Annotated in this window: 11 protein-coding genes; 10 read left to right on the forward strand and 1 reads right to left on the reverse strand. The window is 44.3% G+C overall.

The window, feature by feature from the left end; translation table 11 throughout:
- Window positions 1-150: 150 nt before the first annotated feature.
- The 4 genes from icd (at window position 151) to QNH28_RS09075 (ending at window position 4130) form a co-directional block, all read left to right on the forward strand.
- Window positions 151-1446: an NADP-dependent isocitrate dehydrogenase gene (icd, locus tag QNH28_RS09060; protein WP_283911069.1), complete on the forward strand. Its 1296-nt coding sequence runs from the start codon at window positions 151-153 to the stop codon at window positions 1444-1446.
- 57 nt (window positions 1447-1503) lie between these two features.
- Entirely contained in the window at window positions 1504-2445 is a 942-nt protein-coding gene (gene mdh / locus QNH28_RS09065) for a malate dehydrogenase (protein WP_283911070.1), read from the forward strand.
- A gap of 173 nt (window positions 2446-2618) precedes the next feature.
- A complete protein-coding gene (locus QNH28_RS09070; RefSeq protein ID WP_042125989.1) occupies window positions 2619-3047 on the forward strand; it encodes a hypothetical protein in 429 nt (142 codons plus the stop codon).
- Between the two features lie 213 nt (window positions 3048-3260).
- A complete protein-coding gene (locus QNH28_RS09075; protein WP_283911071.1) occupies window positions 3261-4130 on the forward strand; it encodes an SDR family oxidoreductase in 870 nt (289 codons plus the stop codon).
- 88 nt (window positions 4131-4218) lie between these two features.
- Here QNH28_RS09075 and yfbR read toward each other — a convergent pair whose 3' ends face one another.
- Window positions 4219-4824: a 5'-deoxynucleotidase gene (gene yfbR / locus QNH28_RS09080; RefSeq protein WP_283911072.1), complete on the reverse strand. Its 606-nt coding sequence runs from the start codon at window positions 4822-4824 to the stop codon at window positions 4219-4221.
- Between the two features lie 102 nt (window positions 4825-4926).
- On the opposite strand from yfbR, the gene QNH28_RS09085 reads away from it, so the two are divergent.
- The 6 genes from QNH28_RS09085 to phoU all read left to right on the forward strand — a co-directional run bounded on the left by QNH28_RS09085 (window position 4927) and on the right by phoU (window position 11570).
- Window positions 4927-6489: a fumarate hydratase gene (locus QNH28_RS09085; RefSeq protein WP_283912095.1), complete on the forward strand. Its 1563-nt coding sequence runs from the start codon at window positions 4927-4929 to the stop codon at window positions 6487-6489.
- 191 nt (window positions 6490-6680) lie between these two features.
- Window positions 6681-7067, forward strand: coding sequence for a VOC family protein (locus QNH28_RS09090; protein WP_283911073.1), 387 nt, complete (start codon window positions 6681-6683; stop codon window positions 7065-7067).
- 180 nt (window positions 7068-7247) lie between these two features.
- On the forward strand, window positions 7248-9044 hold the full coding sequence (pnpS, locus tag QNH28_RS09095; RefSeq protein WP_283911074.1) for a two-component system histidine kinase PnpS: 1797 nt from the start codon (window positions 7248-7250) through the stop codon (window positions 9042-9044).
- Window positions 9045-9153: 109 nt separating this feature from the next.
- The gene (locus tag QNH28_RS09100) at window positions 9154-9882 is read left to right on the forward strand and encodes a response regulator transcription factor (RefSeq protein WP_042125998.1); all 729 of its coding nucleotides are present in this window, start codon (window positions 9154-9156) and stop codon (window positions 9880-9882) included.
- A gap of 199 nt (window positions 9883-10081) precedes the next feature.
- Window positions 10082-10837, forward strand: a complete 756-nt coding sequence (gene pstB / locus QNH28_RS09105; protein ID WP_042186541.1) for a phosphate ABC transporter ATP-binding protein PstB — start codon at window positions 10082-10084, stop codon at window positions 10835-10837.
- A 73-nt stretch (window positions 10838-10910) separates the two neighbouring features.
- Window positions 10911-11570, forward strand: coding sequence for a phosphate signaling complex protein PhoU (gene phoU, locus QNH28_RS09110; protein WP_283911075.1), 660 nt, complete (start codon window positions 10911-10913; stop codon window positions 11568-11570).
- Window positions 11571-11753 lie beyond the last annotated feature (183 nt).

Raw genomic sequence — 11753 nt, forward strand, 5'->3', positions numbered from 1 at the left:
AGGGCAGCCTTGCAGGCTGCTCCTAAAGTTTAGTAGAATGAACCCTAGTAATAGTGTTTTAAATTTTTGATTTTAATGATGATGAGAGTTTTGTTCGATGCTTGTCAATGCTATTTAAATCCCACAAAACTTTAGGAGGAATACACTCAAATGTTGAAACTAGAAAAATTCGATCTACCTACAGAAGGCGAACAAATCACGATTAAAGAAGGAAAACTACAAGTTCCTAATAATCCAATCATTCCTTTTATCGAGGGTGACGGCACAGGCCGTGATATTTGGAAAGCTTCCAAACGCGTACTTGATGCAGCAGTATCTAAAGCTTATGGTGGCACTAAGCAAATCGCTTGGTACGAAGTATTTGCTGGCGAAAAAGCTTTCAATACATATGGTGAATGGCTGCCAAATGATACGTTGGAAGCAATCCGCGAATATTTTGTAGCTATTAAGGGACCGCTTACTACTCCAATCGGAGGCGGTATTCGTTCATTGAATGTAGCCTTGCGCCAAGAATTGGATTTGTACGTATGTCTGCGCCCAGTTCGTTATTTCCAAGGTGTTCCTTCTCCTGTTAAACGTCCTGAGCTGGTGGATATGGTTATTTTCCGTGAGAATACAGAGGATATCTATGCAGGGATTGAATATCAAGAAGGCTCTGCTGAAGTGAAGAAAGTCATCGAATTCCTGCAAAAAGAGATGGGAGTTAACAAAATCCGTTTCCCTGAAACTTCTGGTATTGGTATCAAACCAGTATCCTCCGAAGGTTCGAAGCGCTTGGTGCGCGCTGCAATTGAATATGCGATCAAGCACGGACGTAAGAGTGTAACGCTTGTTCACAAAGGAAATATCATGAAGTTCACTGAAGGTGCCTTCAAAAACTGGGGTTATGAAGTAGCTGAGCAAGAGTTCGGAGATAAGGTCTTCACTTGGAGTCAATATGATGTGATTAAGGAACGTGATGGTGAGGCTGCTGCTAATGCTGCTCAGAAGGATGCTGAAGCTGCTGGCAAAATCATTATCAAGGATGCAATTGCAGATATCGCGCTGCAACAAGTTCTGACTCGTCCAACTGATTTCGATGTTATTGCTACGTTGAACCTGAACGGGGATTACCTGTCCGACGCACTGGCTGCACAAATCGGCGGCATCGGCATCGCTCCTGGAGCGAACATTAACTACATTACTGGCCACGCCATCTTTGAAGCTACCCATGGTACAGCTCCTAAATATGCAGACAAAGACGTTGTGAATCCTGGTTCTGTTATTCTGTCCGGCGTAATGCTCTTGGAGCACTTGGGCTGGCAGGAAGCAGCTGACCTGATTTATAAAGGTATGGAAACTGCTATTAACAATAAGACCGTGACTTATGACTTTGCTCGTCTGATGGAAGGTGCAACTGAGCTGAAATGCTCCGCATTTGCAGACGAAATTATTAACCACCTATAGGTTAGAATTAGCCAGATAACATTAGCCTTACCTTTATCATTTCTAGGAGGCGAATCTGTGGCGATCAAGCGTTATAAAATTACAGTGGTAGGTGCCGGTTTTACCGGTGCTACTACTGCTCTTATGTTAGCTCAAAAGGAACTTGGAGACGTTGTGCTGCTCGATATTCCACAAATGGAGAACCCAACCAAGGGTAAGGCGCTTGACATGCAAGAAGCAGGTCCTGTGCAGAGATTCGACAGTCATATTATAGGGACCTCAAGTTATGAAGATGCTGTAGATTCTGATATTGTAATTATCACTGCAGGGATTGCCCGTAAACCTGGGATGAGCCGCGACGATCTTGTGAATATCAATGCAGGGATTGTGAAGTCGGTATGCGAGAACGTAAGAGATGTAGCGCCGGAATCCATCGTGATTATTTTGAGTAATCCGGTAGATGCGATGACTTATGCTGCATTTGAAGCGTTAGGCTTTCCGAAGAACCGCGTAATTGGACAATCCGGTGTGCTGGATACAGCGCGTTACTGCACTTTTATTGCGCAAGAGCTGAACGTATCCGTTGAAGATGTACGTGGTTTCGTAATAGGCGGACACGGCAATGATATGGTACCGCTCGTTCGTTATTCTAGTGTCGGAGGCATTCCAATCGATACATTGATTCCTGCGGATCGTATCGAGGAGATTGTGAAGCGTACACGTGTGGGTGGCGGGGAAATCGTTGACCTTTTAGGAAATGGTAGTGCGTATTATGCTCCTGCAGCCTCTTTAGTTCAGATGACGGAAGCGATCTTAAAGGATAAGAAACGGATCATTCCGGTTATTGCCTTACTTGAAGGTGAATATGGTTATGACAATCTATTTCTGGGCGTTCCAGCTCTTCTTGGTGCGAATGGGATTGAGAAGGTTTTTGAACTGGAGCTTACGGCTGAGGAGAAAGCGGCATTGGATAAGTCCGCGGAGTCCGTACGTAGCGTAACAGCAATATTATCTGTGTAGATTGTGTCAGATGAATGGGGAGGGTCCCGAAGGCCGTGAAATGGCTTAAGGGCTCTCTCTTTTTTTATATCAACAACTTCAAAGAATGGACACCTAAGTTGCTTTTCTTATTCTAATATTATGGGTATAATTATATGTAACTATTATCACAGTTAAATTGGAGGAGATATGATATGGATTGGAACGTTTTGTTTTTCTTACATATGATCGGGACGCTGGCACTAGGATTTTACCTTGTACTGCCATTCATCATCGGTCGTGCTGAAAAATTGTCACCTGCGGCAAAAGAAGGTACTCTAAGCGCTGTTACAGGATTTAACCGCTTCGCACAGTACGGTTTGGTAATCCAACTACTTACTGGCGGTTACATGATGACCAAAGGTGATTATTCTGTAGCTTGGATGATTATTATTGTTGTACTGCTGCTAGCGATGTTTGCGCTTGGTGGTATTATGAGCAAGCCTTTGCGTCTTGCTGCTGCTGGAATTCGTGAGAACCGTGATGTTAAAGCAGAAACAGGCAAATTGCGTACGCTTAGTGCGCTTCTGTCAGTGTCGTTGCTGCTTATGGTATTCTTCATGGTATTTAACGACATTATTTAATCTGTAACACTATGAGCCCGCTTCCGTAATGGAGAGCGGGTTTTTTTGAGTGTTCAAAAAAACTTCAGATTGTTTGATTCTACCTGCAATGTGGTAAGTAACTTTTCATACAGCATTTGAAAAAATGATAAAGCCAGCGTATAAACGTATACGCTTGAGCCATCCTAAGACGATCAGTTAACTATCAATTACTTAACGAGAGGAGCTAGGATTATGTCAAACGACAAGCAAGCTACGAAAACCTTACCCCCGCAAGAACAGCATCATCAACCAGGAATTGAGAGCGAAATGAAGCCGTTGCCGAAATATGAGCCGGCTAATTATAAGGCAGCAGGTAAACTGCAGGGCAAGGCGGCACTTATTACCGGAGGAGACAGCGGAATCGGGCGGGCAGTGGCTGTTCTTTTTGCAAAAGAAGGCGCCGATGTAGTTATTTCATATCTGAATGAGCATTCTGATGCAGAGGAAACAAAACGTCAGGTGGAACAGGAAGGTCGTAAATGCATCCTGATTCCCGGAGATATTGGTGTGGAAGCCTTCTGTAAGGATCTCATTAAACAGACGGTAGAGGGTCTAGGGAAGCTAGATATTCTCATCAATAACGCGGCGGAGCAACATCCACAAGCTAAGATCGAGGATATTACGTCCGAGCAGCTAGAGCGTACTTTCCGTACGAACATTTTTGCAATGTTTTATTTGACCAAAGCGGCTATGCCTCATTTAAAAGCAGGATCTGCTATCATTAATACGACTTCGATTACCGCTTATCGTGGTAGTCCACAATTGCTGGACTATTCGTCAACGAAAGGAGCCATTCTGAGCTTCACGCGTTCCTTATCTACAAATCTGGCGGAGAAAGGCATACGGGTAAATGGTGTTGCTCCGGGTCCAATTTGGACACCGCTCATTCCATCTACCTTTGATGCAAAACAGGTAAGTGAGTTCGGCGGTACGCAGCCAATGAAGCGACCGGGACAACCGGAGGAGCTGGCTCCAGCTTATGTGTATCTAGCTTCCGACGATTCGAGCTATGTGACCGGACAGGTTATTCATGTTAATGGTGGCGAGGTCGTAAACGGGTAGAGACTCAGCCAACCAAACTAAGATACTTATATAAAAAGCTCTAATTCAGGATTAGCCGAATTAGAGCTTTTTGTAATGATCTTGGGATTTAGTTTCCAGCCGAGAGCTCATCAAGAGACATTTCAAAGCTCGGAGCCATATGAGTCAGGAAATAATCTACTTCCTGTAAGCCGAGCCCATGCAGCTTCGCTGCTGTTTGCTCCTTCGCCGCTGCAAATTCACGGTTGCCGGCAGCAACCTCCCACACACATTTCAAGTAGGCATCCAGCCGATCGGCTGCCTTAACGTAGCTATGCAGCAGGACATCCTCCGAATCAGGAGAACTGTCTTCCGGCTGCATGAGCTGCGTGTAAATGCCCTGAAGCTCGGGAGGAATCATACCGGTCAGGCGTTCCGCAGCAATTCTTTCCATTTCGCGGAAGCTGGTAAGTAGGCGAGGGTTATTGTATTTTACTGGTGTGGCAATGTCACCTGTGAACACTTCGCTGGCATCATGAAACAGGGCCATAGTTGCTGCTCTTTCGGCATTTAATGAACGTCCATAATGAACATTCCCAATGGAACAGAGCATATGTGTGAGTAGGGCAACATGAAAAGAATGCTCAGCAACGTTCTCTGGTGCGGTGCTGCGCATTAGGCTCCAGCGCTGAATATATTGAAGCCGATACAAATAGGCGGAAAAATGGTAGTTCAATTTTAAAGTAACCCCTTTCATGCGCTGCTAGGTATGATATTATTATACTAATTGTATCAGACTTTTGATAATCTGGATCTGCTGAGAGGAGCTTGAATGAATATGCAGCATTTTGAAGACAGCATTTATAATCTAATTGTAGAAACGTCCACGAACTTGCCGGGTGATGTACGCCGGGCAGTCGCCAAGGGGCGCGCGCTAGAGGACAGAGCTACCCGGTCAGGTCTTGCTTTAACTACGATTGCTCAAAATATCGGAATGGCTGAGCAGCAAGTATCACCGATCTGTCAGGATACGGGAATGCCTACATTTATCATTCACACACCTGTGGGAATCAATCAGATTGAGATGAAAAAAGATATTCATAACGCCATTGTACGGGCGACCAAGAATGGTAAGCTTCGTCCCAATTCTGTAGATTCATTGACAGGTGAGAACAGCGGAGATAACTTGGGGGCAGGTACACCAGTCATTCATTTTGAACAATGGGAAGAGGATAATATAGACGTCAGACTGATTCTGAAGGGTGGCGGCTGCGAGAATAAGAATATTCAATACAGCCTTCCGGCAGAATTAGAAGGACTGGGCAAAGCCGGCCGAGATTTGGACGGAATTCGTAAATGTATTCTACATGCTGTTTATCAGGCACAAGGGCAAGGCTGTAGCGCTGGTTTTATTGGCGTAGGTATCGGCGGCGACCGCACGACTGGCTACGAGCTGGCTAAAAAGCAGCTGTTCCGTAAAGTGGAGGATGTTAATCCGATTGAGGATCTCAGCAAGCTGGAAGACTACATCATGGAGAATGCCAATAAGCTGGGCATAGGAACGATGGGCTTTGGTGGGGAAGTATCGCTATTAGGTTGTAAGGTCGGCGTTATGAATCGTCTGCCAGCCAGCTTTTTCGTATCTGTTGCCTATAACTGTTGGGCGTTCCGCCGCCAAGGTGTGCTGGTGGATCCTTCAACGGGCAATATAGAGGATTGGCTATATGAGAGTGGTACAGGGATCTCTGTAGATGATGGAAGGGAACAGGCATCGGAATCAGAAGTCGCAAATGCAGGTGAAAACAATGCAGCTACTGGATCTCGCGAAGTCCGCCTGACCACGCCGATTAGTGAAGAGGATATCCGTAGTTTGCGAGTTGGGGATGTAGTGATTTTATCCGGCGAAATGCATACAGGCCGCGACGCACTTCATAAATATCTAATGGATCATGAGGCTCCGGTAGATTTGAACGGTGCAGTTATCTATCACTGTGGTCCTGTAATGATGAAGGACGAGGAAGGCTGGCATGTTAAAGCAGCAGGCCCGACTACGAGTATCCGTGAAGAGCCTTATCAAGGCGATATTATCAAAAAGTTTGGAATTCGTGCCGTCATCGGTAAAGGTGGAATGGGTCCAAAAACGTTAAAGGCTCTTCAGGAGCATGGGGGCGTATACCTCAATGCGATTGGTGGAGCTGCGCAGTATTATGCGGAATGCATCAAGAAGGTAAATGCTGTTGATTTTATGGAATTTGGCATTCCTGAGGCGATGTGGCATTTGGATGTGGATGGTTTCGCTGCTATTGTAACGATGGATGCCCATGGCAACAGTCTGCACGCAGATGTAGAGAAAGATTCCGCAGCCAAATTAACTCAGTTCAAAGAGCCCGTGTTTAAATAAGTTGGGTTACAGTCTGGTGAATAAGTCATAAAGTGGGGACATCCGCTGTTATGGCTTTTTCTCCGGCTTTATCAAAATATAAGAATTTATATGTTCCATGCTATAAATTATCCTTATATTTCTCGTACAATCACCTAGCGTCTATATAGGGACGTCGAAGGTATTTGTGCTTGTCTAAAGGAGGTTGACGAATGGTACCACATTATATTAGAAATGGTCTTCTTAACGTTACCCCGTATTTCATCGCCAATGATGCAGATCAATTGATTGATTTTGTTGTGAACTGCTTTGATGCTAGAATTAATGATATGCTGCGGAATGATGAAGGCAAGATTAGACATGCTGAGCTTAGAATAGGGGATTCGATCATCGAGGTTTCCGAAGCTAATGAGAAATATTCACCGGTGCAGCTCGCTATTCATCTATATGTAAGGAATGTGGATGAGACCTTTCGTAAGTGCTTGGATGCCGGGGCATTCATCATTGAAGAACCCATGGATAAGACTTATGGAGAAAGAGGAGCGGGCATTAGAGATACTCAGGGCAATCAGTGGTTTCTTGCAACCTGCATAGAATGAAATTGCGATATTTTACAAAAGTAATACAAAGTAACAGTCCAGAGATAATCAACTTGGGCTGTTATTTTTATATAATCTATTATAGTAGGGAATTTTGTCACCAAAATAGTAGTACTGGTTTTTTGATGAAAATGAAGTTAGGATAAAAGATACAATGAAAAAGGGAGAGGCACATTTCAGATGAAACCGTTTCGCGCTCGTCTTACGTTTATACTTATGGCCTTAATCGGTATCTCCATGATTGGTACTGGATTTACGATGGCTCATCTGTTTAAGAGCTCCCATATAGCTGCTCTCGAAGAGAACATGTCCCGGGAAATAAATCTGCTCGCAGGCACATTGGAATTTGTAGATATGGACGCCACCAATGCCATTCCGTATTACACGGATCAGGCTGAGCATATCGCCAAGCTTCTAGATTCCCGGATTACTTTTATCAGTAAGTCAGGTAAAGTTTTAGGAGATTCAGAGAAAAATCCTCTGGAGATGGACAATCACTCCGATCGTGAAGAGGAGATTGTTGCGGCTAAAGAGGGGACTGGACGAGCCATTCGTTACAGCGAAACTTTGGATCGTGAGATGCTATATGTAGCTGAGCGGGTGACCTTAGATCAGGGTTTTGACGGTTACATTCGGGTCTCGATGGGACTAGATGCAGTAACGGAAGGGCTTAACCGTGCTTGGATGATTATGGCTGGAGGGTTAGTTGTTTTGTTCCTGGCAGCAACTATTGTCAGCTACAAAGTGGCATCGAGCATGACTTCACCGCTTGAACAAATCACGAGAGTCGCGCGGCGTATCACAGATCTTGATTATGACGCAAGAGTCCATTTGAAACGCAAAGATGAGGTTGGGCAGCTGGCAACAGCGATTAATGCCATGGCTGACAGTCTTCAGGCTCAGCTTAAGACCATTCGAGATAATGAGGATCTGTTGCAAAGCGTACTGGACAATATGACTGGCGGCATCATAATGATCAATGCGGACGAAGAAATTGCCCTGCTGAACCGAGCTTCGGAGCGCATGCTGGATGTTAGCAACAGCGAAATGGCGGGTCATTCGTACAAAGAGCTCAAGCGTCATTATGAGTTAACGCGTCTGCTTGAAGAAGGGGTATCGAGTAAAGAAACGCTCCATGAAGAACGAAGTATTTACAATCCGAGAGAACGGATTATACGCATGGACGCGGTACCTATGATCCAGGATGGGACGTATAGAGGTATGCTCTTCCTGCTGCAGGAAGTAACAGAAATTCGTCGCCTGGAGCGGATGCGAAGTGAATTTGTCGCCAACGTATCCCATGAATTGAAGACGCCGGTTGCCGCTGTTAAAGGCTTTGCCGAGACCTTGCTGGGTGGTGGGGTTAAGGATGAGAAGACAGCCCGTTCCTTCTTGCAAATTATTTATGATGAGAATGAACGCTTAAATCGATTGATTGGAGATATTCTGGAATTATCTAAAATCGAATCTAAACGTGTGCAGCTCGATTGCTCACCTGTTCATATCATTGAATTCTTTGATTCCGTGCTGGGAACCATTAGCAAAGTGGCTGAGAAGAAAAATATAAGTCTTAACGTAGAGGTTCCTGAGGAGCTGTTCATTGAAGCCGATGAGGATAAACTGCGTCAAATCTTTATGAATTTGCTCTCCAATGCGATTAATTACACGCATGAAGGGGGTAGCGTAAAAGTCTATGTTAAGAATATACTGAAGCCAGATGGCTCTGAAAATGTCCAATTTACCGTTACCGATACAGGGATGGGAATTCCCAAAAAGGATCTTCCGCGTATTTTCGAACGTTTTTATCGAGTCGATAAGGCAAGATCCAGAAGCTCCGGTGGAACCGGGCTAGGGCTGTCTATTGTAAAGCACTTGGTAGATCTGCACCATGGTGTGATTTCGGTTAAAAGTGATCTGGGGATTGGAAGCTCATTTATTATTGAGTTGCCGCTTTTGCAGGAAGAAAAGGTGGATTAGATTTTTGTAAATTCACCTCATCGATTTTACACCAAGTTAACATTATGGTGATATGATTGTTTTGTTGTTGTTTTGTAAAAATTAAACTATATGGAAGACGGGGGAACCTATGGCTCAACGATTGCTTGTCATTGAAGACGAACCGACACTGGCCCGGCTGCTGTCCTATAACTTAACGCAGGAAGGTTACGAGGTAACAGTAGAGGATCATGGTACGGCAGGATATGATCGTGCGACGAGGGAACCTTTTGACTTGATCGTATTAGATCTGATGTTGCCAGGTATGAATGGCATTGACATCCTTGATAAATTGCGTGGACAAGGTATCCGTACACCTATTATTGTGTTGACCGCTAAAAATGCGGAAGAAGATGTAGTTAGAGGGTTAAAATCAGGTGCTGATGATTATATAACTAAACCATTCGGCGTTTCAGAATTGCTCGCTAGAGTAAGTGCTGTCCTTCGGCGGATTTCTGGACTTGCTGAGGAAGCACCGACAGAAACACCTATCTCTGCTTCTACAATTATTTTAGGTCAATTAGAGATCTACCCTGAAAGATATGAAGTCTCCCTCGGTGGTCATAGTATTAATTTACGGCCTAAAGAGTTCGAAGTGTTGTTATATTTGGCTCGTAAGCCAGGGGTTGTGTTGACGAGAGATGATCTCATGAATGCTGTTTGGGGCTTTGATTATATTGGTGGACAGCGTACAGTGGACGTGCATGTGAGTTCACTTCGTAAAAAGCTTGAGCTAGATCCAGAATCTGTTCATATCGATTCGATTCGAGGCGTAGGTTATAAATTAGTGGTAAATAAAAAAAGAGCTCCGGTCATTTAGAGTGACTGGAGTTCTATTTTTTCTATACTTTTCATAAATAAGAAATGCTCGGAGTACTAGTTGGCTTCTGAGGAAATACTGTGATGTGGATCCATTCATCTCACTGATTTTACATTGCGTTAACATTTCTCTCCAACTGTATTTACACTAAAAGCTTATCATGGAGATCGAAGATGATGAGAAGGAGACGTAAACACTAATGAAATCCATCATTGACATAGAGAATCTTGATCTCTACTATGAGTCGTTCCACGCACTGAAGAATGTGAATCTGCAAATCCCGGAGAAACAGGTTACCGCTTTTATTGGTCCTTCCGGTTGCGGGAAATCCACGTTGCTTCGCACATTGAATCGTATGAATGATATGATTCCTGGCACACGTATAGAAGGAACTGTAAACATCGGTGGCAAAAATATTTATAGTGATGAGGTAGAGGTGGAAAGCCTGCGCAAGCAGGTCGGTATGGTGTTTCAACAGCCGAATCCTTTTCCTAAGTCGATTTACGACAATGTAGCTTACGGTCCCCGTCTACACGGCATCCGTTCCAAAAGTGAACTGGATGAGATCGTAGAAAAAAGCTTACGTCACTCCGCCCTATGGGAGGAAGTGAAAGATTTTCTGAAGAAATCTGCCCTTAGCTTGTCTGGTGGACAGCAGCAGCGGCTTTGTATTGCTAGAGCGTTAGCAGTACAGCCTGATATTTTGCTAATGGATGAGGCAACCTCTGCGCTCGACCCTGTATCCACACTCAAGATAGAAGAGCTTGTTCAGGAACTAAGAAGTGAGTATACCATTGTTATGGTAACTCATAACATGCATCAGGCCGCGCGTGTATCCGGTCGAACCGTGTTTTTCTTAAATGGTGTAATTGTAGAGGCGGCGGACACAGAGGTGCTTTTCTCGAACCCTAAAGATTCCCGTACTGAAGATTATATTTCCGGACGTTTCGGCTGATCAGTAGTAGAAGGGTGTTCGTCCCTGGAAATGGCAAGCTGACCATACGTTAATGAGGAGGATCGCTCTTATTATGATTCGCAGAAAAGAATTTGATAAGGACTTGGAAGAGCTGCGCAGTCTGCTGCAGCAGATGGGGGAGCATGTTAAGGATGCTCTTGAAGGTGCAATTAATGCATTACAAAATCTAGATACAACGCTCGCACAGGAAGTCGTTGAAGCGGATCTACAGTTGAATGCCATGGAAGACAAAATCATGGAAATTGGCTCACGCTTAATTATTACTCAGCAGCCCGTAGCTAAGGATTTGCGCCGCATTATCGTTGCCTTCAAAATATCAAGCGATTTGGAACGCATGGGTGATCTGGCGCTTGATGTAGCTAAGGCGACCATGCGTCTTCAAGGCCAGCAGCTGATTAAGCCGCTTGTAGACATTCCTCGTATGGCTGAAATCGTGACGATTATGATCGATGAGGCTATCCAGTCTTACCTGGATGAGAACACAGATCTAGCTTATAAAATGGCACAGGATGATGATCAAGTCGATCAATTGTATGGTGCGATTATCAATGAGTTGTATTCTTATATGGTAACAAAGCCGGAGACAGTATCCCAAGCTATGTTATTGACGCTGGTAGGCCGTTATATCGAACGGATTGGCGATCATGCTACTAATATTGGTGAAAGCGTAGTTTACCTGGTTACCGGTAGTCGTCCAGATTTAAATGAATAGTTCCAAACTTCTCCTCCATTACTATCGTACCTTCACATCTTTTGTGTTTTTTAGGTAAATGAAGTAGCCGTCCTTTTATAAGGGCGGCTACTTGTTGTATTATCCCATATTGCTCTTAATGTTACTAACATTTCAGCTAATCCCATTGTTTTGGTTGGTAAAGGCGTTTCTACTTGGACAGGC

The organism is Paenibacillus sp. G2S3, from assembly GCF_030123105.1.
GTDB lineage: Bacteria > Bacillota > Bacilli > Paenibacillales > Paenibacillaceae > Paenibacillus_AQ.

What these genes read in the sequence shown, in the direction of transcription:
- pstB (WP_042186541.1), top strand. Translation starts at nt 10,082, where the DNA reads ATGAAATCCATCATTGACATAGAGAATCTTGATCTCTACTATGAGTCG.
- icd (WP_283911069.1), top strand. Translation starts at nt 151, where the DNA reads ATGTTGAAACTAGAAAAATTCGATCTACCTACAGAAGGCGAACAAATC.
- QNH28_RS09085 (WP_283912095.1), top strand. Translation starts at nt 4,927, where the DNA reads ATGCAGCATTTTGAAGACAGCATTTATAATCTAATTGTAGAAACGTCC.
- QNH28_RS09100 (WP_042125998.1), top strand. Translation starts at nt 9,154, where the DNA reads ATGGCTCAACGATTGCTTGTCATTGAAGACGAACCGACACTGGCCCGG.
- phoU (WP_283911075.1), top strand. Translation starts at nt 10,911, where the DNA reads ATGATTCGCAGAAAAGAATTTGATAAGGACTTGGAAGAGCTGCGCAGT.
- QNH28_RS09090 (WP_283911073.1), top strand. Translation starts at nt 6,681, where the DNA reads ATGGTACCACATTATATTAGAAATGGTCTTCTTAACGTTACCCCGTAT.
- pnpS (WP_283911074.1), top strand. Translation starts at nt 7,248, where the DNA reads ATGAAACCGTTTCGCGCTCGTCTTACGTTTATACTTATGGCCTTAATC.
- QNH28_RS09075 (WP_283911071.1), top strand. Translation starts at nt 3,261, where the DNA reads ATGTCAAACGACAAGCAAGCTACGAAAACCTTACCCCCGCAAGAACAG.
- QNH28_RS09070 (WP_042125989.1), top strand. Translation starts at nt 2,619, where the DNA reads ATGGATTGGAACGTTTTGTTTTTCTTACATATGATCGGGACGCTGGCA.